Source organism: Vreelandella sp. F11, assembly GCF_042466685.1.
Classification (GTDB): Bacteria; Pseudomonadota; Gammaproteobacteria; order Pseudomonadales; family Halomonadaceae; genus Vreelandella.
The window spans coordinates 1904591-1926096 of sequence record NZ_CP170448.1 but is presented as its reverse complement, the minus strand read 5'-3'; the positions used below and the strand labels follow the sequence as shown (position 1 = coordinate 1926096).

The following is a 21506-nucleotide window of genomic DNA, read 5'->3' as shown; positions in this document are numbered from 1 at the left end:
ATTTATTATCTGATCATGGCTGGCCTGCGCCATCATTTGCACTCGACAGTGCTTGGGATGACGGCTGCCAGCGACCTGCGATCCGCGCAGGTAAATTATGCTCTACTTCCTGCAGAGCGCGCCGGATAGCGTAGTAGAAACCATCGGCATGAGCACTGCCGTGACTTTTCACCACGATACCGCGCAACCCTAACAAGCTGGCCCCGTTGTAACGTACGGGATCGAGCTCTTGCTTCAAACGCTTTAACACAGGTTTGGCCAGTAGGCTTGCCAAACGCCCGCTAAGACGCGACTCAAAAGCCATCTGCACGCGCTCAACCAGCATACTCGTCAAACCTTCGCTGGCCTTCAGGACAGCATTGCCCACAAAGCCATCACACACCACCACATCAAGCTGACCTTTAAACAGGTCGCCACCTTCAGCATAGCCCTGATAGTCGAAAGCACTATCATTGGCATACTCACGCAGCAGACGATCAGCTTCACGCACGCTAACGCTTCCCTTGGTGGCTTCTGCACCAACATTGAGTAACGCCACACGCGGCACCGCCGTGCCATCAACGCATTGCGCCATCGCCGCCCCCATCTGCGCGAAATCGACCAAACGGTGGGCAGGAGAATCCACATTGGCGCCCAGATCCAGTAGATAACAGCGACGCCCTTGGCGTGCAGGAATCGCGGTACTGATCGCCGGTCGAGAAATCCCCTCGACCATACCCAGCTCGCGCCTTGCCAAGGCAACAAGCGCCGCCGTATTGCCCGCGCTCACACCCGCCACTGCTTCGCCCTGGGCGACACAGCGCAGCATGCGCGCCATACTGGTCGCTTGGCCTCTGCGCAACGCCCAGGCAGCCGTTGCCCCAGGCAACACACTATCGGGCGAATCACGCACCACCAAACGTGACGCTGCCGCAGCCAGAGGCTGCGGCAAGCGCGAAAGCTCAGCAGTAATCTGCTGACGCGGGCCAAACAGAATCAGTTCTAGGCTGGGGTGTTCTACCACTGCCCTAGCTGAGCCAGCGATAATCGCATGAGGGCCTTGGTCACTCCCCATTACATCAATCGCTAAGCGCATACCGCACTGAGCCCGTTTAGCCGCTTAATAATGCAATTGAAGCTTTATACCTCAACCACTTTGCGACCGCGGTAGAAACCGTCTGGTGAAACGTGGTGACGCAGGTGAGTGGTACCGGTTTCTTTGTCCTGGGACAGCGTCGGAGCGGTCAGCGCATCGTGGCTACGACGCATGCCGCGCTTGGAACGAGTTTTACGGTTCTGTTGAACTGCCATGGGTGTTTACTCCAAGGTATTAAGGTAAAGGGTGCTTATTTTTTGCCTTTCAAGACATTTAGCACCGCGAAAGGGTTCGTCGCTGGCGCTGTTTCCGACGCCGCGCCTTCTGTTTTGCTGACCAGCTGCTCCGCCGAGACATGACATTCGGCTTCATCGTGATAAACCACCTGAGGCAGACTGAGAATCAACTCATCCTCAATCACCGTCAGAAGATCCAACTGTTCCTTTTCCACCAGCACCGGTTCATGACTGGCAGGCAACTCGGCCGCTAAGGCTTCGTCAGTGACCATTCCAAGCAGAAAGTCACTGCTTACCTCTTGAGACAGCGGCACCAGGCAGCGTCGGCAGGCAAGCGCCAACGTCGCTTGCAAGTGGCCACGAATTTCACGACGACCTTGAGCATCGACGCCAAACTCAAGCACGACATGACAGTCGCCGGTTTGGACACCCGCTTCTTCGGCAAGGCGCGGCAGCTTATCAAGCGCTACCAAGCCTTCGATTCGTTCGTGGCGGGCTGCGAGCTTATAAGGCTCCACCCGACTGGGGAGTTGTGAGGTCAACATAGGCGCGCAATGATAGGCACTCCCCCTGCCGGTGTCAAAGCTGTCAGTATATTTTTCATGGCTTCCTCAACAAATAACCCGCATAGATCTCAAAAAACAGCCAACATAGGCAGCTTTAGCCGCTTTCGCTACACTCTGTTATTGCTTTCAATGTCCACTGCTGCCAATGCAATGCTTTGATGTTGCCCTAGCGCAACCACATAGCCAGGAGCCAAACCTTGCCCCCATCATCCATGACCGAACCATCGAACACTCAGAGCGCAATGGCTCAGCCATCAGCCCAGTCATCAACGACGGAGCTGGTGCTAGCCTCAAGCTCACGCTGGCGGCGTGAGCTTTTGGATCGCCTGCAACTCCCCTACCAGTGCCACTCACCCGACATTGATGAAACACCTCATCCCGGTGAAACACCTCGCGCACTGGTGCACCGCCTCGCGCTCAGCAAAGCCTACGCTGTGGCAGCCCACTTCCCTCACCACTACGTTATAGGTTCTGATCAGGTGGCGGTATTTGAAGGCGACATTCTTGGCAAACCCCACACAGCCGAGAAAGCTTGCGCTAACCTTGCTCGCTTCTCTGGCCAGCGTGTCACCTTTCTAACCGGCTTAGCGCTACTGGATACTCGCCACCAGCGCCATCAGGTTCATATTGAGCCTTTCGAGGTCGTGTTTCGGACTCTTAGCACCCAAGAGATCGAAACTTATGTCGCCAAAGAGCAGCCACTGGATAGCGCTGGCAGTTTTCGCATGGAAGGCCTCGGCATTGCCCTGTTTGAAAAACTGGAAGGCCGCGACCCCAATGCACTGATTGGGCTACCGCTGATCGCGCTCTGCGACATGCTGCGCCAAGCGGGGCTGGATCCGCTTGGCCAGCCCTAACCAGCGGTGCGCTAATCAGCACCTCCACGGCTAAGATTGGCGCTTAGAAACGCAGCGGGGTGTTAGGCGCTTTAATGCCTAGCACCTCAGCAGCAACCTGGGTAAAACGCCGCGTAAAGCGCTCGAAAGGGTCGAGGCTGGGGGTGTAGTCTACCCAATCGGTGTTCCCCACCTGCTCGCGCGACAGCTGTTCGAGGTTACCCAACTGATCGACCAGCCCTAGCTCGATGCTCTGCTCACCCCCCCAGATCAAACCGGAAAAAATGTCCGAGCTATCACTGAGCCTGTCACCGCGCCCCGCGCGGACGTCATCGATGAACTGGCGATGGGTTTGGCTCAGCACTTCCTGCCAAAACGTTTCTGCCTCATCATCCATGGGCTGGAAGGGGTCTAAAAAGGCTTTGTTCTCCCCTGCCGTGAGCACGCGACGCTCAACACCAATACGCGCTATCGCCTCTTCAAAGCCAAAGCCTGCATAGATCACCCCAATAGAGCCCACCAGACTCACCGGTGATGCCACAATTTCATCTGCCGCGGCGGCAATGTAATAAGCGCCGCTGGCACCTATATCCTCAATCACCGCGATTATCGGTTTGTCACCCTGCTCACGCAGGCGCATGATTTCCGCATAGATACGCTGAGACTGCACTGGGCTACCGCCTGGGCTATTAATGTGCAGCACCACGGCAGCCGCGCTTTCCGCCTCCCAAGCACGATTTAACCCCTGGATGATACGCTCTGCATTGGCGGGCGAATCGCTCGCAATCACCCCATTCACCTCAACAATGCCCAAGTGGCGTTGCGTGGGCGCGGTGACACTGGGCGAATCCCAGTAAAGGCTATAAAGGATGGCAGACAGTCCAGCTAGCACGACAGCGAGAAACATCAGGCGGAAAAACAGCTTCCAGCGGCGGGTACGCCGCTGCTCGGCCAAGACACCGCCTATCCAGTGATCCATCATTTCCAACTGTGCGAGTCGCTGGCGTTCGCGCAAAGTGTCAGCATCGTCGCCCGGCGCGCCTGACGCCTGCTTCGACCCTGCACCGGGCGGAACCTCCGGCCCCTCAGTCCAAGGATCCTCTTTAAACTCGCTGGACGGGCCACTATTAACAGAGCCGGTGCGGCGATCGCCATTGGCCGGGTTGTCATGTCCGTCGTCTAGACCATCGTGGCGGGTTGGGTCGTCACTCATAAAATGTCCTTATAACCGATCAAAAAGCTCATCGACGCTGTGGGCGATCCACTTGGGGCGGCTTAATGCCAGGCGCTCCGGCGTATGCACGCCGTAGCTTACACCCACCCGATCCATTCCCATCGCCCTAGCCATTTCCAAGTCATACTCAGTATCTCCGACCATTACCGCCCGTTCGACCGGCACAGAGAGCTCTGCCAGCAGCTCTGAAAGCATCTGCGGGTGCGGCTTGGAACGGGTCTCATCTGCCGTGCGGCTGGCATGAAACCAAGCGCCGCTGCCGGTCGCTGCAAAAACACGGTCAAGCCCGCGACGGCTTTTACCCGTCGCCACCGCTAAACGCTGCTGATTACGTCCGCGCAAATGGGCGATATGCGCCTCTACGCCGCTAAAAAAAGCCATCGGAGTAGCATCTGCCTGCACAAAGTGATGCGCGTAACGTTCGCGAAGTCGCTCAGCCTGGGCAGGCAAAATGCCTGGGCAAAGCTGTGCAATCGCCTCGGGCAGCCCCAGGCCGATAATATCCTCCACCTCGGGCGCTGAAAGTGCGCCCCACTCGGCCTCCAGAGCAGCCGCCTGCATGCAGGACACAATGCGCGGCACCGAGTCCATCAAGGTGCCATCCCAATCAAATATAATTAACTCGTACTGCATGACAGCTCCTTGGTGAAAGGCACGTTAGTGAAAAGCAAATTAGCGCAAGGCGGATTATTGGCGGGCGCGTTTAAGCACTTCTTCCAGGGCTTCTGGCAACGGTGCTTTAACGGTTACCGGGCGACCATTAGTGGGCTCAGGAAAGGTCAATGCCCGCGCGTGCAGAAACAGGCGCCCCAACCCCAACTGCTTGGTGAGCAGGCCGCTCTCCCGGGTAGCATACTTGTCGTCGCCTAGCAGCGCGTGGCCCGCATGGGCGGCGTGTACGCGTATCTGGTGGGTACGCCCGGTCACCGGCTCAGCCTCTATCAAGGTTACTTTTTCGAAGGTTTCGACCACCGAAAAATGGGTGCGCGACACCTTACCGTTGGGATCCACCCTTACCCGCCGCTCACCATTGCCCGCATCAAAGCGGTCTAGCCGAGCACTCTCATAGGTTTTCCGCGCAGGCCAACGCCCGCTCACCAAGGCCAAGTAGCGCTTATCCATACCGTGCTTTTTAAGCGACTCGTTAAGCGTCACCAGCGCATCGCGGGACTTGGCCAGCAGCAAACAACCGGACGTATCGCGATCCAAGCGGTGAACCAGCTCCAGAAAGCTTAAATCATCGCGTACCTGGCGCAGCGCTTCTATTAAACCAATTTTAACCCCGCTACCGCCATGCACCGCCAAACCAGAGGGTTTGTTAAGCACCATCCAATCGGGGCCTTCCATAATAACGCTGCCCACCAGCAGGTCGCGCAAATTATCACTGACTTCTTTCACCGCTTCCCGTGGTGCCAACCGCAGCGGCGGAACGCGTACCAAGTCCCCCGCCTGCAAACGGTAATCGACCTTCACACGTTTTTTGTTAACACGCACTTCGCCCTTACGCACGATGCGGTAGATAAGTGCGCGTGGAGCTCCTTTAAGCCGCGTCATAAGAAAATTATCAATTCGCTGCCCTGCTTGCTCCGGGGCGATATCCACCCACTGCACTTCACGCCCTTCGGACATTACCGCTTACTCCTTGTGATCCTGTGACATCGGCTTAAAAACGGCATTCTAACGTAGACCCAAGGGCATTGCGTCAATTGCTGGTCGTAGCCTTTACTGTTATATTCGAAATCGTTCACCAGCTAAGCGCAGAAAGCTGTCTTGTCTAGCGCTAGTGACTAGCTGTTCGATAGCTAATTGAATAATTTTGTTAGCAGAGAGCATCACCGCTGAGCTTGGTTAAGCGCCTGCCCGACTAACACGCAGGCCTGAACGCAAAAACGGCACCAGTGTACGCATTGCCCGTTTTTCCAGTATTAAAACTGATCTTAAAAATGCAGTAACGCTGCCGCCCGTTTTTTATGCCGGCAGATGAAAATAAGCCTAGCCCTCAACGGCAGGCAGTAACGAAACAACGCCACGTCCTGAGCAGCCTCGCTTTATTCGTCACAAAGCGCTGACTGACTCCGGGCGAAAAGTTCAACGCTGTGCCGGTGGCCGGCGTTGGTGAATCGATGAATGCCAGGTGTTGGCGGTGTCAGCAGGGCCGGATGGACGTGACAGCCACCGGAACACGTCCTGCCTCCGCCACGTACTCAACGCCCTATAGGCCGGGTTGGCGATGACGCCTTCCCGGCTTGACGCGTCAGCATTGCAATGCGCCGAGCACAAGCACGCAGCACCCAGCGATTCGCCTACGTCACCCAATAGGCAGTTCGCCGGTACGCAACGCTATGCGAGACACTATGAAACGGATGCTTATTAATGCGACCCAGCCCGAAGAGCTGCGCGTCGCTTTAGTTGATGGACAACGCCTCTACGATCTGGATATCGAATCCGGCGCGCGAGAACAGAAAAAAGCCAACATCTATCGCGGTAAAATCACCCGCGTAGAGCCCTCGCTTGAAGCTGCCTTCGTCGATTACGGCGCTGACCGCCACGGTTTTTTGCCGCTCAAAGAGATCTCTAAAGAGTACTTTGTGAAAGATGTCTCTGGACGTCCAAGCATTAAAGAAGTGCTCAAAGAGGGCCAAGAGGTCATCGTTCAGGTCGATAAGGAAGAGCGTGGCAATAAAGGCGCCGCGTTGACAACCTTTGTTAGTCTGGCGGGTCGCTTTTTGGTGCTAATGCCCAACAATCCTCGGGCTGGCGGTATTTCTCGCCGTATCGAAGGCGACGAGCGCAGCCAGCTCAAAGATGCCATGGGTCAGCTGACCGTACCGGATAAAATGGGCCTGATCGTGCGCACTGCGGGCATCGGCCGCAACCCGGAAGAGCTGCAGTGGGACTTGGATTACCTGGTTCAGGTGTGGGAATCGATCACCACCGAAGCCGCCAAGCGCCCTGCCCCGTTTTTGATCTACCGGGAATCCAACGTCATCATTCGCGCCATGCGCGACTACCTGCGCCAGGACATCGGCGAAGTCTTGATCGACAGCCCCGAGATTCACGCCGAAGCGTTGGGCTTTATTCGCCAGGTGATGCCGTCGTATCAGCAGAAAATCAAGCTCTACGCAGACGAAGTACCGCTATTTTCACGCTTCCAGATCGAGTCGCAAATCGAAACCGCCTACCAGCGTGAAGTGAAGCTTCCCTCAGGTGGCTCGATCGTGATCGATCACACTGAAGCACTGGTCTCCATCGATATTAACTCCGCCCGCGCCACCCGCGGTAGCGATATTGAAGAGACCGCCCTGCAGACCAACTCCGAAGCCGCCGATGAGATCGCCCGCCAGTTGCGCCTGCGCGATATCGGCGGTTTAGTCGTGATCGACTTTATCGACATGGGCCCTGCGCGCAACCAGCGGGAAGTCGAAAACCGCATGCGCGATGCCCTCAAGCTGGATCGCGCCCGGGTTCAGATCGGCCGTATTTCACGCTTCGGCCTAATGGAAATGTCCCGCCAACGCCTGCGTCCTTCGCTGGGTGAAACCAGCGGCGTGGTCTGCCCGCGCTGTAATGGCCAGGGCACCATTCGCGATGTGCGTTCGCTGTCGCTCTCCATCATGCGCCTGATTGAAGAAGAGGCCATGAAAGAGAATAGCGCGCAAATTCGCGCCATCCTGCCGGTACCCGTGGCGACTTACCTGCTCAATGAAAAACGCAGCGTGCTGGCTGATCTTGAGTCTCGCCAGAATGTGCGTGTCGTACTGCTGCCCAATCCGGATATGGATACGCCTCACTACGACGTACAGCGCCTGCGTGATGATCACTTGGACGAGGACGACACTCAAAGCCTATCGAGCTTTGAGCTCTCCACCGATACTGAAATAGGCAAAGAACCGACGCCCAGCTTTGTGCCACCCGCTCAACGGGCCGAAGCCGCCGTCAAGAGTGTCACCCATAACGCCCCTGCGCCCGCATCGCTGCAAACGGAAGAGAAGGCGCCTGTAGCTGCCCCGGCGGCTAAGCCAGCACCGGTAGCGAGCGAGCAGCCTAGCGTCATCGGTCGCTTTATCCGTGGTTTCGCAAAACTGCTGGGTAGCGACGAAAATAGTACTGAGGCCGCCCCAGAGCCCAAGGCTGAAACCCCAGCACCACGCAAATCGAGCGAACGTAGACCCTCTCAGCGCAGCAACGAGTCGCGGCAGAGGCCTTCACGCGGCGATAGCAACGTCCGTCCTGAGGCAAAAGCCGAACCAAAAGCTGAACAAAACGCTGAACAAAAAACCGAGCAGCGCAGTAGCGCCCCGCGTCCTGCCAGTGACGATAATGGCGATAAGCGCAGCGGCCCTAGCCGCACCCGCAACCGCCGTCGCCACCCCCAGCAGGAGGATGCGAACGGTCAAGAAGTAGCTAACAAAGCACCTCGTAAAGAGACTAAAGCTGACAGCTCTTCCAAAGAGAGCTCTAAAGAGAGCGGCAGTGGCAAAAACGCAGCTCAGAAAGAGTCACGTCGGGATAACAGTGGTGATAAAAACCGCGACACTCAGCGCGATGAAGCGGCCAAAAGCTCAGAGGCTAAAACCCCAGAAGCGAAGCAAGACGACGGCAAGCCAAAGCGTACCCGTAACAACCCGCGTAACCGCACGCGCACCAAGGCGATCAACCCCCAGGCTGAAGCCGAGCAGTTAAAGCTGCAGGCCGAGGCACAAAATGAAGTGCCAGCAGCAACGCCAGAGCCGAAAGGGGTCTCTGCTACAGAAGAGGCTAACGCCGCCTCTCAGGATGCAGCAGCAGCCCCGGCAGCGGAGAGGTCGGATGCCCATACCGCTCAGCCAGAAGTGGCGGCAGACGATGCACCTGAGTCAAGCGCCAAGAGTGAGTCGGAAACCCAATTAGACCCTGAGGCCAAGGTAGGCTCTGAGACTAAGTTAGACTCTGAAGCCAAGCCAGAGGCTGAGCAAGCGGGCGACGCAACGACCGCCGACCAGCCAGCGGCAGTGAACGCCAAAGCGCGTAAATCGACGCACCAGCGCCGTCAGCCGAAAGCGGCCCCCCAAGCGGAACAGTCCGACACCGCTGGGCAGAATGAAGATACTGCCAAGCCGAGCGAACCGGAGGCCACAGCGACCAATGCGCAGGCAGCACCGTCAGAGGCAAACTCAGAAACAGCCGAGGAGAACGCTGAACCAACTGACGCCAAGCTAACGGGTGATGATAGCCAGCCAATGACTAGCGAGTCGGTAGCGCCAGACTCCATCGCACCGCCTGCGGCCAACGCTGCCGATACATCAACAACGATTGGAGAGGCCGCTTCCCCTGCACCTTTCAATAGTCGGGATACAGAGCAAAGCAGCGGCCAGCATCAGCCCGAAGCAGCAACGAAGGCTCAGGAAACCAGCCAGGAAGCAGCAACGCCCAGCGCTGTTGGATCTGCTGCCCCTGCGGTTGAAGAGCCCTCTAGCAGCGAACCGACGCAAGACGCAGCAGAAAAAGGTGATGAGCCAAAGCACGTTGAAGCAAAGCACGTTGAAGAGAGTGTCGTTAAAGAGAGTAGCGTTGAACTGGATAGCGCTGAAACTACCACTGAAAAGAGTAGCGACGAGCCAGCAGCGACTGACCACACTGTGGCAGAAGCCCCTGTAACTCAAGCAGACGCTCAGCCCGTTCCGCCGGTCGCCAGTGAAGCGCCAAGTGAAGATGCCGCAGGCGAAGAAACGCCTAAACCGCGACGTCGTCGCTCTCGGGCTCACAACGATCCGCGCGAGAAGCGTAAACAGGCGCAACAAGACAACCGCTCGGAATAGATCGGCCGCGTGTTGTAGTAACAAAAATCCCCGCTCCGGCGGGGATTTTTACGTTATGGGCATCGTCGACTGAAGGTTAACTAATGAGGGTTAATCAGCCGTGGCTCGGGCTCTAACCGCATCCCAAAACGGGTCTCGACCTGATTAGCGATATAGTCGGCTGTTTTCATTAAGCCCTGACGGTTGCCACCGCCAAAGTGCACCAAAACCAACGCTTGATGCTGGTGCACGCCAAAGGCGCCATCGCGCATCCCTTTCAAACCACACTGATCAATTAACCAGCCCGCCGCCAGCTTTGTTTGCCCTCCCTCCTGGGGGAAATGGGGCATAGCAGGATACTGCTGCAATAACTGCGCTGCCTGCGCATCAGGCACCAAGGGGTTTTTGAAGAAGCTCCCCGCATTGGCAAGCTTATGGGGGTCAGGCAACTTCTCGCGCCTAATGGCACATACCGCTTCGGCGACCGCGAGCGGCGTGGGCGAAGGTGTGGATGTGGAAGAACCGGCTAATCGTATGGCAAGGTCACCATAGCCAAGCCGGGGTACTGGCGTGCGTGACAAGCGCAACACCAGTTGGGTGATCACAACACGACCTGCCAATGCACCTTTAAAAATGCTCTCACGGTAACCAAAAGCACACTGCTGGGTGTCTAACCACTTAACCTGTCCGGTGGCCAGCTCCATGACCTGCACCGCCTGCAGCGTATCGGCCAGTTCAACGCCGTAGGCACCAATGTTCTGCACCGGTGCAGCACCACAACTGCCGGGGATGAGTGCTAGATTTTCAATGCCCCACAGGCCGCGTGTAGCAGTCGCCATTACCAGGGTATGCCAATTAACCCCCGCCCCGACATAAGCAAGCACATCCCCTTGACGCTGATTGAGCCAGTACTGTTGCAAATCAGGCCGCACCACCAAACCGGGTAGCGCTTCAGGAAGCAGAACATTGCTGCCGCCCCCTAGCAACGTGACGGGCCACTCCTCTCGGCGTGCCTCGGCTAGCGTTTGGCGTAGTGCTGTTAAGGTCGTTGGCGCCGCAAAGCGCTCTGCCTGGCAGGGGAGCCTAAGCGTATTAGCGGCGGACAAATCCACATTGCTGAGAATCTTCATCTGTGCAGCCACACCCTTAGCCCCATTACAGCTCTCGCTTAAGGTGGCGAATCAGCCCTTCTGAGGCAGCTTCAATCATATCGAGGGCCTGCTCAAATCCCTCATCACCGCCAAAATAGGGGTCTGGGACTTCAGCACCGGGGGTACCTGCAAAATCTAAAAACAGCCCAACATGCGCCTGGCTATTGGCAGGCTTCAGCTCGCGCATGGCGCATAAATTGTCCTGATCCATGCCGAGCACGTAGTCGAATTGGGTAAAATCGTGCTCGCTTAGCTGGCGGGCACGCAGGTCGCTTATATCGATACCGCGCAGTAGCGCTGCCTGCTGCGCGCGGGCGTCTGGCGCTTTGCCGACATGCCAACTGCCAACGCCGCAGGAGTCTATTTCGACCACATCGGCCAACCCTGCTCGCTCAAGAGCACGCCGAAAAACACCTTCGGCGGTGGGTGAGCGGCAAATATTGCCTAAACATACAAATAGTACTTTCACGATCGCTCCTTAAAAGCTGAGCTGCTCAAGCAGTGTCCGAACCCGCTCTATGTCAACAGCGCCCGGATCCGCTCTATGTCAACAGCGCCCGGACCCGCGCTATGTCAGCGTCAGCAGCGCCCGAACCCGCGCTAGATCCTCAGCGGTATCGACACCGGCAGGGTTTACTTCGCTGGCCAATGCCACTTGAATCACGTGGCCGTTCTGCAGTGCACGTAGCTGTTCAAGCTGTTCGAGCTGCTCAAGGCTTGAGGCGGGCCAATCGCGGTAGGCGGCTAGAAAACCGGCGCGGTAGGCATACAGACCGATATGGCGCAGCCAGGCATCGGTTGCCAGCAGGGTGGGCGGTGTTGTGAACTGCTCACGATCCCAGGGGATCGGTGCCCGTGAGAAGTAGAGCGCGCGGCCTTGCAGTGTGCGCACTACCTTGACCACGCTGGGATTAAACAGCGTGTCCACGTCGTTGATAGGCTCTGCCAGCGTGGCTATCGACGCTTCAGGATCACCTGCTAGGCGCATAGCCACCTGGTCGATCAGCGCAGGGGGAATCAAAGGCTCGTCGCCCTGCACATTCACCAGCAGCGCATCCTCCGCCAACGCCAACTTATCAGCCACCTCGGCTAAACGGTCGGTGCCCGAGGGGTGATCGTCGCGGGTCATAATCACCTCGGCGCCGTAAGGCAGCATGGCATCACGAATGCGGCTATCGTCCGTCGCTACGACGACTCGACTGGCGTGGCTTTGGCAAGCCCGCCGCCATACGTGAGCAACCATTGGCTCCCCGGCAATCTCAAGCAGCGGCTTGCCGGGCAACCGGGTGGAGCCGTAGCGTGCGGGCACCACAACCGTAAAGTCGGGAAAAGCCATTAAGCGCCTCCTGAATGTCCTGGAGAGCTTCCTGGCGTGCGGCCAGGAGAATTCGGCAGCTTTTCATCGGCATCCATAGCGCGAGCCTCTTCAGGCAGCATCACCGGGATACCCTCCTGGATCGGATAGGCCAAACCATCGTAGTGGCAGCGCAGCTCTTGAGCTTCGCGATCATACTTCAGCTTGCCGTTACATAACGGGCAGACCAGCATCGCCAGCAGTTCCTTATCCATGCGCATATCTCCTTCATGAAAGTGCCGACAGCCGCGCTGCCAGCCAGTGCTCAAATTCGGGTGGAAGAGTGGCTTCCACGTCTAATACCCAACTGTTGGGCGGCGCCAGGGTGTAACACTTAACGGCATCTTTGGCGGTCATAATCACTGGGCGGGTATCTACAAAGCTTAGCGCGTCCGCACTAAACTGCTGGTGATCGGCTAACGGATGCCACTCACCCTCGACCCCCAAGGTGGAAAGTGTCTTAAAAAAGCGCTGGGGATGCCCGATACCTGCCACTGCGTGCACCGGCAGCGTAAACGGCAGTGGTGAGAGAGGAAAGCGTTCACCGTCTGCCAGGCGGCGCCAGCCCAGCGGTGCTAACTGCATAGTGATCGCTGACGGCATAAGCGCCGAGTCAACCGGCAGCGGCGGCTGAAAGTCACCGTTGACGATCACCGCATCAACCCGCTGTAATCGAGTGGGTGTCTCGCGCAGCGGTCCGGCAGGCAGGCAGCGCCCGTTACCTAACCCACGGGCACCATCGACAACCACCAGCTCAATATCCCGTGCCAGGGCCAGATGCTGCAAACCGTCGTCGCTAAGGATAATATCGCAGCCCCTCTCTACCAGTGCCTGAGCCCCCCGCACACGTTGGGGATCCGCTACCACCGGCAGCCCCGTCTGCTGTGCCAGCATCAACGGCTCATCGCCGCTTTCAGCCACGTTAGTGGCGGCGGTGACCAGCAGCGGGTAACGCGACGCCTTGCCACCATAGCCGCGGCTTACAATGCCTGGCGACCAGCCTTGAGCCACCAGCCAGCTAGCCAGCCACGCCACCAGCGGCGATTTACCCGTTCCCCCTAAGGTGATATTGCCCACGACAATCACCGGCACCGGCGCCTTCCAGCTGGCTTTGCTGCCAATCCGGTAGGCTTGTTCTCGCCGCGCCATGGCCCACTGATACAACGCCCCTAACGGCCTCAGCGGCGATAGCCAGCGACTGCCCTGGTACGCGCCTTGTAGCCAACGCTCTGGCAGCGTTCTCATAGCACTTCTTGAAACTGTAGCTGATGCAGCGCCGCGTAGGCGCCGTCGGCCTCCAGCAGCGCCTGATGCGTCCCCTCTTCGATAATCCGCCCTTGATCCATCACCACGATTCGATCGGCCCGCTCAATGGTAGAAAGACGGTGGGCGATGACTAGGGTAGTCCGTCCTTCACAGACCCGCTCCAGGGCTTTTTGAATATAGCGCTCAGACTCAGTATCCAACGCTGAAGTCGCCTCATCCAGCACCAGCAGCGGCGCATCCTTGAAGATCGCCCGGGCAATCGCCAGCCGCTGACGCTGGCCCCCGGAGAGCATCACGCCATTTTCACCCACGGTGGTGGCGTAACCATTGGGAAGCTTATCGATAAACTCATGGGCGTAGGCGGCTTCAGCAGCTGCTTGAATCGCCTGGGGATCAGGGTTGGCCACGCCGTAGGCAATATTATCGGCAATGGAAGCGTTAAATAGCGTCACCTGCTGGGATACCAGCGCAATCTGTTGGCGCAGCGGGCCCAGTGCGTACTCATCGAGATTAATGCCATCAATACGGATACTGCCTTGGCTGGGCCGATAGAAACGTGGCAGCAGGCTAACCAGGGTGGACTTGCCACTTCCCGAACGACCGACGATGGCCACCAGCTCGCCCGGTGCGACGCGCAGATTGATATCGTGCAGGACTTCGGGCTGATCATCAGCGTAACGGAAGCTGACATGATCAATCACCACATCCCCCCTTAAACGGCTGGCAATTTGCTTACCACTATCCTGTTCGGGAGTCATATCCAGCAAGCCGAAAAGTTCTGATGCCGCCGCCAAGCCTTTCTGAATTTCACCGTTAATCTCGGTTAACTGCCGCACTGGCTTAATCATTAGCGCCGCTGCAGTAATAAAAGCAACGAACTCCCCCGGGGTCATATTGGCCATCAACGAGGGCGCCATGGCCAGCCACACCAGTATGGCCATGGAGATAGCCACCAGCATGAGAATGACCGGAGAACTGACTGCACGGGTCATGGCCTCTTTCATGCTTTGGCGACGGTTCTCTTCACTGACCCGCTCAAAGCGCTGCTTTTCATACGCCTCCGCACCATGGGTGCGTACTACCCGGTAGCCTGACAGCGCTTCCGAGGCAATATGGGTAACATCGCCCATGGAGTGCTGAATGCGTTTTGAGATGCGCCTAAAGCGCTTACTGACGTAGCTAACCACGACGGCAATGATCGGCGTCACACCCAAAAACAGCAGTGTTAGCATCCAGTTAGTCCACAGCAGATAGAGCACCAGACCAACCACGAACAGGCCTTCACGAAGAATAATCGTCACTGCCTTGGTGGCCGCCCCCGCCACTTGCTCAACGTGGTAGGTGACCCGCGATACCAGTTGACCGCTGGAGTGGTGGTCAAAAAACCAGCCGGGTAGATGCAGCAGATGGGCAAACACATCACAGCGCAGTGTATGGATCACATAACGGCCAACATAGGCCATGAAGTAGGTGCTTAAAAAAGTACCTACCCCCCGGGCGGAAAACATAATAATGACAAACAGCGGTAGAAAGAACCGAAAAGCGGCATCGGGGTTCTGAATGCCATCAATGAGACGCTTCATCATTTCTGCCAGCGCGGTACTCGACGCTGCGTAAACCACAAACCCCACCACTGCCAGCGCAAAAGCACGCCAATGCGGCTTTACATAGCCCAACAACCGTTTATAGATAACCCAACCTGAATCAGTCACACGCGCTCCTGGCCGAAGACCCAAGGGCCTATAGTATGCAATGCGGGGAATTCTACCTGATGGCGACGCGCTTCAACACTGGTTGCGTCGTCCTGGCACTGGTCGCATCGTTTCAATCTGAATAGGTTGGGCCGCGTTTAGCCGAAAACGCAGCGCTCCGTCATGGGCCGTGCTCCATAGACAGCTTCCCTGCTGGCGAAAACGGCGCACCACCGAATCGACCGGATGGTGAAAAGGGTTACCGCGTCCCGCGCTGAACACCACATGCTCAGGTGAGGCATGGCGCACAAACTGGATGCCCGAACTGGTACCACTGCCATGGTGCCCTGCCACCAAAACACTAACGGGCAGGTCTACCTCACGCAGAAAGCGCCGCTCCACCTCGGTGCCCACATCCCCCGTAATCAGCAGCCGCTGCTCACCAACGCTCACCTCAAGAACGCAGGAGCGATCGTTAGCAGAAAAATCGTTACTCCCTGCGGGGGGCCAGAGAATACGGTAGCTGACGCCGTCACGCTCCCAGTGTTGGCCACGTTGGCAGTTACTACTTGGAACTGGCAGTGCTTCACCCGCAGGCGCCAGCCACTGTTTGACCTGATGATCGGCTAGCAACGCACCGATACCGCCGGCATGATCATTATCAGCGTGGCTAACAATGACTTGATCAAACTTCTGCCCCGGCGACCAAAGCGCCTCCAGAGGCATAAAACCACTGCGAAAGCGCGGCCCGGTATCATAAAGAAGGCGATAGTTTTCGCTACGCAGCTCGATCAATTGCCCCTGCCCCACGTCATGCACGCTGACACTGAGCGTATGGGGAGGCAGCGATGACGAAAGCGGCCACCAGGACAGCGCCACCACCAGCGCAGTAGCCGTCAGCCGTAAACCGGGCGGCACGGCAGGTAGCCCCCAGCATAATGACAGCAGCAACAACGCCAAGGCGAGCGGGTAGGCTAATGGCCGGTCAGGCTCCCACAAGGGCCAGTGCTGCACAGCCAGCGTCAGCAACAGGTTGAACACGCTCAGCGCCTGCTCAAACAGCCACCATACCGCCTCTCCCGCCAAGGGGATGGGTGACAGCAACCACCCCAGCAGCGCCGTGGGCACCATCACCGAACTCACCCAAGGCACGGCAACTAAATTGATCAATGGCGCGGCGGGCGCCACCCGCCCAAAGGCCACCAATACCGCAGCGGCCATTAACGGCGCTAGCAGCAGTTGCGATCTCACCAGCGCCCAGCACCAGCCCTTGATACCCTGGGGGCGGCTCCGCCCCTGCCAAATAATAATCAACCACGCTACGGCGATAAACGATAGCCACATTCCAGGACGCCACAGCGCCAATGGATCGAATAGCAGTACCAGCGCAAGTGCCAGCCACCAGCCTTGCCAAGGCCCCGGCGCATGCCGACCACTCAGCACCCACAGCCCGACCAGTGTCATCACCATCGCCCGCATGGCCGGCGGCGCCATCCCGGCAAGGGTGGCGTAACCCACACAGGCTAGCGCTGCCAACCACCAAGGCCAGGTGCTCATGCGCCAGTGGGTGGGCGTGGTAAAACGCGCGCCTAATTTGGCCAGCATTAGCACAAATGACGCCACCAGCCCGACATGCAAGCCTGAAATCACCACCAGATGCGTGGTACCGGTGGCGTTCAGCAGCGACCAGTCATCTTGGGTTAACTGTTCACTATCGCCTAATGTCAGCGCGGCCAACCAGCGCTTGGTTCGTGCGTCAAGGGGCTTGCGGGCTAAAAAATCCAGCGCAAGCTGGCGCAGCGTGGGGTCTGCGGGAGAGAGCCTAACGGGCGCTGGTTCCTGGCGCAGGTAGCCGGTAGCGTGGATTCCTTCGCGCCACAGCCACTGCTCATAATTGAAGGTATCAGGATTGGCAAAGCCGCTGGGGGGTCGCAAACGAAGCGTCATTTGCCACTGCTCACCGGGCTCAAATAGCGCATCGCTATAAGCGGTTATGCGCACCTTGCCGAGCGCCGAACAGCTGGGCCGTTGCCCCCTGATAATTAAAGCGCTTTGACACTTATCGACGCTTAACAGCAGGCGCGTTGCACTGCCCACTGGCTGAGCAGTCAACACGGTTGCCTCCACGGCAATATCTTCTCCGCCTAGCCCCGCAGGCAAACGACTCCCCCACTCTTTTTGTACCCCAATGAAGACCCAGGCACCAACTAGCAGCCATATGCCTATGCGCGGGCGCCACCCCATGCCTAGCAAAGCAGCAACCAATACCCATCCAAAGGCGTTGGGAGTTACCCCTGCGGTGTGGCTGTACCAGGCAACAGTGCCCCCGGCGAGTGCCGAAAGCGCCGCTGGCATGGCAACCCCTAACCGCATAGAACTCTCCCTGGCGAACTTCATTGATGGCCTAGCATAGCCGAAAGGCAGCTCGATATGGATAATGGGCCACATCGATAGGTAAGAGTATCCGTCATGCCGCGCAGGTTCCTGCAGCGCTACATGCCCAAACCCGACACCATCAGGAAGCAGCGCTCGCTTCGCTTTATGGCACCGCTGATTGCAGATCCGGGTTTGTGGCTTTTAACTCGCCGAAGCGTTGCCAATGCCTTTAGCGTGGGTGTGTTTTGCGCGATGCTACCCATCCCCTTTCAGATGGTGGTCGCAGCCCTGGGCGCTCGTATTACACGTTGCAACTTAGCTCTCTCGGTGGGCCTGGTATGGATTACTAATCCATTAACGATGCCGCTATTTTTTTACGGTAACTACCGGATAGGTACTTTTATTCTGGGCGCGCCCGTGCGGGAAGCCCCGTCACGCATTTCGACACGCTGGATCGCCGAACAGATGCACGACATTATGCCGGCACTGGTCGTCGGCTCGTTGGTAACCGCGGTAGTCTTAGCCATCGTGGTCAATATTGGCATTCGCTTGATCTGGCGCTGGCACGTCTCCCATAACTGGAAACGCCGCCGCCAGATACGTCGGCAGCGGCGTGCGCAGATAGAAGCTGAATTTGACGATAAGGTTTAATGATTGAACCCGACGGTTAACGCGCCGGTGTCTGCTCGACCAATTTACCTGCATCCAGTTTAAGCACGCGGTCTTGATGGGCCGCCAGGCTAACGTCGTGGGTCACAATCACGAATGCACAGGCGCTCTCTTTGGCCAGTTCATCCATGAGTGCCAAAATAGTCGCCGCCGTGGTTTGATCCAGATTGCCTGTGGGCTCATCCATGAGTACCAGACTAGGATCGGTGACCAGCGCACGGGCAATCGCCACCCGCTGGCGCTCCCCGCCGGACAGTTCACCGGGTTTATGATCCGCCCGCGGCTGCATACCTACCCGCTCAAGTATCTGCATAGCCCGCTTCTCGGCGGCCTTTTTTGACTGACCGCGAATTATCAGCGGCAACGCCGCATTCTCAAGCGCAGTGAACTCCGCCAACAAGTGATGGAACTGGTACACAAATCCGATATAGCGGTTGCGAAAGCTGCCCAGTGCCGCCTCATTCAACCCTGACAGCGGTTCACCAGCGATTATGACGCTGCCTTCACTGGGGCGATCAAGCCCCCCCAGCAAATTGAGCAACGTTGTTTTACCCGAGCCCGAGCTACCCACGATAGCCACACGCTCCCCGGCGCGCACCTGCAAATTGAGCTTGTCCAGCACCGTCAGATCCTGGGGCCCCTCACTATAGGTTCGTGTCAGCGCTTGGCAATCAAGCATAACCGCCGCTTCTTGCCGGGTATTCGTAGACGAAGAATCGATAGGCGTCGAATTCATAGACATCGTGTCATCCTGGTTCCTGAAATCATTGCTCCTGAAGCCATTATTCATAGCGCAATACATCCGCTGGCTGAACTTTTGCCGCCCGCCAAGCGGGATAGAGTGTCGACAGGAACGTCAGACCAAAGGCTGCCAAAACAATGCGACTGACATCATTCCACTGCAGCCGAGAAGGCAGATCGCTAATAAAGTAGACACCTGCATCCAAGAACTGGATCCCCAGCGTGCCTTCCACCCAGCCAATCAGATCAGCAATGGTCAGCGCCAGCAGCACACCCACGGCCACCCCAATGGCGATACCAATAAAGCCGATGGCCATGCCCTGAACAATAAAAATCCCCATAATCGAGCTCGGCTTAGCGCCGATGGTACGCAGAATGGCGATATCCGCACGCTTATCGGTCACCACCATCACCAGCGTCGAGACGATATTAAATGCTGCCACGGCAATGATGACGGTTAACAGCAGCGCGATCATGCGCTTTTCCATCTGTATCGCCTGGAAAAGATTGCCTTGAGAGAACGTCCAGTCGCTGCCCCGATACTCCGGCCCAAGGTCATTGAGAATCGCCTGGGTTTCGCTGCTGGCTGCAAACAGGTCATCCAACTCTAGACGCAGCCCGCCGACCGCATCGCCAAGCCGGGCAAGCGTTTGCATATCTTCGATATTGGCGTAGGCCAAATTGGCATCCAGTTCAGCCCCGACGCTAAAAATACCGCTAACGGTAAAGCGCTTTAAGCGGGGAAAGACCCCGGCGGGGGTAATCGATGCTTCAGGTACCAGCAGTGTCACTCGATCCCCCACCCCGACGCCCAAGTTACGCGCCAGCATGGAGCCCAGCACCACATGCCACTCACCAGGAACCAGATCGCTCAGTTCGCCTTGGCGCATATGATCGCCAATAATCGACACCCGATCCTCCCAATCAGGGTTAATGCCATTAACCATGGCGCCCTGATTACGCCCGCCCACCGAGAACATGCCCTGCTGTTCGACATAGGGCGCTGCGCCGATGACACGTTCGCGCTGCATCAGCTCTTCGGCTAACGTTTCCCACTCGACCATGCCCACCCGGGACTCGATTTTAGCGTGGGGCACCATGCCTAAAATACGCGTGCGCAGCTCATGGTCGAAGCCGTTCATGACCGACAGCACCAAAATAAGTACCGCGACCCCCAGCATTAACCCCAACATTGAGGTAAGTGAAATAAACGAAATAAAGTGATTCCGGCGTTTAGCGCGCACGTAGCGCAGCCCCACCAGGAAAGGCAAACGATCAAGCATGGCGTCATTCCTTATCAATAAGCGCTCATGGTACGGTTTTTTTAGTCTCTCTGCATGTTCAAACGGCCATTAGAGCGACCTTCGCCGTGAGCGTTCAGAATAAAACGTTACGCTTGCAACTTGCCCCGCCACGCCCTACATTGCGCCGATTTACTGCTGACCGTGGGGCTGCGCTTTTATGACGTACCGTTTGCTACCCGAATGGTATCCTCAGGATGGGATACAACTGACTTGGCCACGCCCAGACGGTGATTGGGCACCACTGCTTGCGCGCATCGAAGCCACTCTCGAGCGCATTGTGATGGCCACCGCTGGCTATCAGCGCGTGTTGATTTGCGTACCTGATGAACTTACTAAGCAGCGCTTGGCCGCTACTTTTGAGGCCTACGGCGTTCCCGGCGAACGCCTGCAGCTTATTGTCGCACCCACCGACGATACCTGGGCGCGGGATCACGGCCCTATCAGCGTGGTCGATGAAGATGGCCAATGTGTGATGCTTGATTACACCTTCACCGGCTGGGGCGGTAAATTTCCTGCCGAGCACGATAACCGTCTCACCCAGTGGCTGGCCGATGCGGGTGCCTGGGCTTGCCCGGTGTCATCGCGAAATCTGGTACTTGAAGGCGGCGGTATAGAAACCGACGGCGAAGGCACCCTACTTACCACAGAAGCCTGCCTGCTTAACCCTAATCGCAACCCCACGCTATCCCGAGCAGAGATAGAAGCGCAGCTTGGCGAAGACTTCGGCGTCGACCGTGTACTGTGGCTGGCCAACGGCCATTTAGAGGGCGACGATACCGACAGCCACATCGATACGCTGGCACGCTTCTGCAACCCAACCACTATCGCCTATGTGCGTTGCGATGACCCCAACGATCCGCACTACCCGGCCCTGGCGGCCATGGAGCAGGAGCTGCTGGCTTTCAGGCAGCGCAATGGCGAACCCTACCGCCTTATCCCTCTGCCCTGGCCCCAGGCTTGCTTTGACCCTGAGGATGGCCACCGCTTGCCCGCCACCTACGCCAACTTTCTGATTATTAATCAGGCCGTACTAGTGCCTACCTACGGCGATCCGGCGGATGTCACCGCACTGAGCGCGCTAGCGGTTGCTTTTCCTGAGCATACGCTCATCCCTATTGAGTGCGTCAGCGTTATTCGCCAACATGGCAGCCTGCACTGTTTAACCATGCAGCTTCCCAAAGGCACGCTTGCCCGGGGCACGCCTACCACGACCGCCATTTGTTAAAGGAG

Annotated in this window: 19 protein-coding genes; 4 read left to right on the top strand and 15 right to left on the bottom strand. The window is 57.6% G+C overall.

Going from position 1 to position 21506, the window contains the following annotated elements; all coding sequences use genetic code 11:
- Positions 1-13: 13 nt before the first annotated feature.
- The 3 genes from plsX to ACFIOZ_RS08675 are packed head-to-tail and all read right to left on the bottom strand — an operon-like array spanning position 14 to position 1856.
- Positions 14-1075 (bottom strand): phosphate acyltransferase PlsX, encoded by a 1062-nt coding sequence (plsX, locus tag ACFIOZ_RS08685; protein ID WP_226249813.1) that lies wholly within the window; start codon positions 1073-1075, stop codon positions 14-16.
- Positions 1076-1119: 44 nt separating this feature from the next.
- Positions 1120-1290 (bottom strand): 50S ribosomal protein L32, encoded by a 171-nt coding sequence (rpmF, locus tag ACFIOZ_RS08680; RefSeq protein ID WP_007114757.1) that lies wholly within the window; start codon positions 1288-1290, stop codon positions 1120-1122.
- Positions 1291-1325: 35 nt separating this feature from the next.
- Positions 1326-1856, bottom strand: a complete 531-nt coding sequence (locus ACFIOZ_RS08675) for a YceD family protein (RefSeq protein WP_226249812.1) — start codon at positions 1854-1856, stop codon at positions 1326-1328.
- Positions 1857-2119: 263 nt separating this feature from the next.
- On the opposite strand from ACFIOZ_RS08675, the gene ACFIOZ_RS08670 reads away from it, so the two are divergent.
- Positions 2120-2734 (top strand): Maf family protein, encoded by a 615-nt coding sequence (locus tag ACFIOZ_RS08670; RefSeq protein WP_226249837.1) that lies wholly within the window; start codon positions 2120-2122, stop codon positions 2732-2734.
- A 43-nt stretch (positions 2735-2777) separates the two neighbouring features.
- Here ACFIOZ_RS08670 and sppA read toward each other — a convergent pair whose 3' ends face one another.
- Genes sppA through ACFIOZ_RS08655 form a run of 3 tightly spaced genes read right to left on the bottom strand, consistent with a single transcriptional unit; the run spans position 2778 to position 5576 of the window.
- Positions 2778-3926 carry a signal peptide peptidase SppA gene (sppA, locus tag ACFIOZ_RS08665; RefSeq protein ID WP_386083280.1) on the bottom strand — a complete coding sequence of 383 codons (1149 nt, stop codon included), beginning with the start codon at positions 3924-3926 and terminating at the stop codon, positions 2778-2780.
- A 9-nt stretch (positions 3927-3935) separates the two neighbouring features.
- The gene (locus ACFIOZ_RS08660; protein ID WP_386083279.1) at positions 3936-4580 is read right to left on the bottom strand and encodes an HAD family hydrolase; all 645 of its coding nucleotides are present in this window, start codon (positions 4578-4580) and stop codon (positions 3936-3938) included.
- A 54-nt stretch (positions 4581-4634) separates the two neighbouring features.
- Complete coding sequence (locus tag ACFIOZ_RS08655; protein WP_386083278.1) at positions 4635-5576, bottom strand: RluA family pseudouridine synthase; 942 nt, start codon at positions 5574-5576, stop codon at positions 4635-4637.
- A 725-nt stretch (positions 5577-6301) separates the two neighbouring features.
- On the opposite strand from ACFIOZ_RS08655, the gene rne reads away from it, so the two are divergent.
- On the top strand, positions 6302-9745 hold the full coding sequence (gene rne, locus ACFIOZ_RS08650; protein WP_386083277.1) for a ribonuclease E: 3444 nt from the start codon (positions 6302-6304) through the stop codon (positions 9743-9745).
- Between the two features lie 80 nt (positions 9746-9825).
- On the opposite strand, the gene murB is transcribed toward rne, so the two are convergent.
- The 7 genes from murB to ACFIOZ_RS08615 all read right to left on the bottom strand — a co-directional run bounded on the left by murB (position 9826) and on the right by ACFIOZ_RS08615 (position 17559).
- Positions 9826-10854, bottom strand: coding sequence for a UDP-N-acetylmuramate dehydrogenase (murB, locus tag ACFIOZ_RS08645; protein ID WP_386083275.1), 1029 nt, complete (start codon positions 10852-10854; stop codon positions 9826-9828).
- Positions 10855-10879: 25 nt separating this feature from the next.
- Complete coding sequence (locus ACFIOZ_RS08640) at positions 10880-11344, bottom strand: low molecular weight protein-tyrosine-phosphatase (RefSeq protein WP_386083274.1); 465 nt, start codon at positions 11342-11344, stop codon at positions 10880-10882.
- A gap of 99 nt (positions 11345-11443) precedes the next feature.
- Positions 11444-12211: a 3-deoxy-manno-octulosonate cytidylyltransferase gene (gene kdsB / locus ACFIOZ_RS08635; RefSeq protein ID WP_386083273.1), complete on the bottom strand. Its 768-nt coding sequence runs from the start codon at positions 12209-12211 to the stop codon at positions 11444-11446.
- Positions 12211-12444 (bottom strand): Trm112 family protein, encoded by a 234-nt coding sequence (locus ACFIOZ_RS08630; protein ID WP_088698620.1) that lies wholly within the window; start codon positions 12442-12444, stop codon positions 12211-12213. The genes kdsB and ACFIOZ_RS08630 overlap by 1 nt, the downstream gene beginning before the upstream one ends.
- Before the next feature lie 13 nt (positions 12445-12457).
- Positions 12458-13474, bottom strand: a complete 1017-nt coding sequence (gene lpxK / locus ACFIOZ_RS08625; protein ID WP_386083272.1) for a tetraacyldisaccharide 4'-kinase — start codon at positions 13472-13474, stop codon at positions 12458-12460.
- Positions 13471-15207: a lipid A export permease/ATP-binding protein MsbA gene (gene msbA, locus ACFIOZ_RS08620; protein WP_386083271.1), complete on the bottom strand. Its 1737-nt coding sequence runs from the start codon at positions 15205-15207 to the stop codon at positions 13471-13473. The genes lpxK and msbA overlap by 4 nt, the downstream gene beginning before the upstream one ends.
- A 72-nt stretch (positions 15208-15279) precedes the next feature.
- Positions 15280-17559, bottom strand: coding sequence for a DNA internalization-related competence protein ComEC/Rec2 (locus ACFIOZ_RS08615; protein WP_386083270.1), 2280 nt, complete (start codon positions 17557-17559; stop codon positions 15280-15282).
- A gap of 96 nt (positions 17560-17655) precedes the next feature.
- Here ACFIOZ_RS08615 and ACFIOZ_RS08610 point away from each other — a divergent pair, with 96 nt between their 5' ends.
- Complete coding sequence (locus ACFIOZ_RS08610) at positions 17656-18213, top strand: DUF2062 domain-containing protein (protein ID WP_386083268.1); 558 nt, start codon at positions 17656-17658, stop codon at positions 18211-18213.
- 16 nt (positions 18214-18229) lie between these two features.
- Here ACFIOZ_RS08610 and ACFIOZ_RS08605 read toward each other — a convergent pair whose 3' ends face one another.
- Together ACFIOZ_RS08605 and ACFIOZ_RS08600 are read right to left on the bottom strand one after the other, a co-directional pair.
- A complete protein-coding gene (locus ACFIOZ_RS08605) occupies positions 18230-18973 on the bottom strand; it encodes an ABC transporter ATP-binding protein (protein ID WP_386083267.1) in 744 nt (247 codons plus the stop codon).
- A gap of 40 nt (positions 18974-19013) precedes the next feature.
- Positions 19014-20255, bottom strand: coding sequence for a lipoprotein-releasing ABC transporter permease subunit (locus ACFIOZ_RS08600; protein ID WP_386083266.1), 1242 nt, complete (start codon positions 20253-20255; stop codon positions 19014-19016).
- 178 nt (positions 20256-20433) lie between these two features.
- Here ACFIOZ_RS08600 and ACFIOZ_RS08595 point away from each other — a divergent pair, with 178 nt between their 5' ends.
- Positions 20434-21501: an agmatine deiminase family protein gene (locus ACFIOZ_RS08595; RefSeq protein ID WP_386083265.1), complete on the top strand. Its 1068-nt coding sequence runs from the start codon at positions 20434-20436 to the stop codon at positions 21499-21501.
- Positions 21502-21506 lie beyond the last annotated feature (5 nt).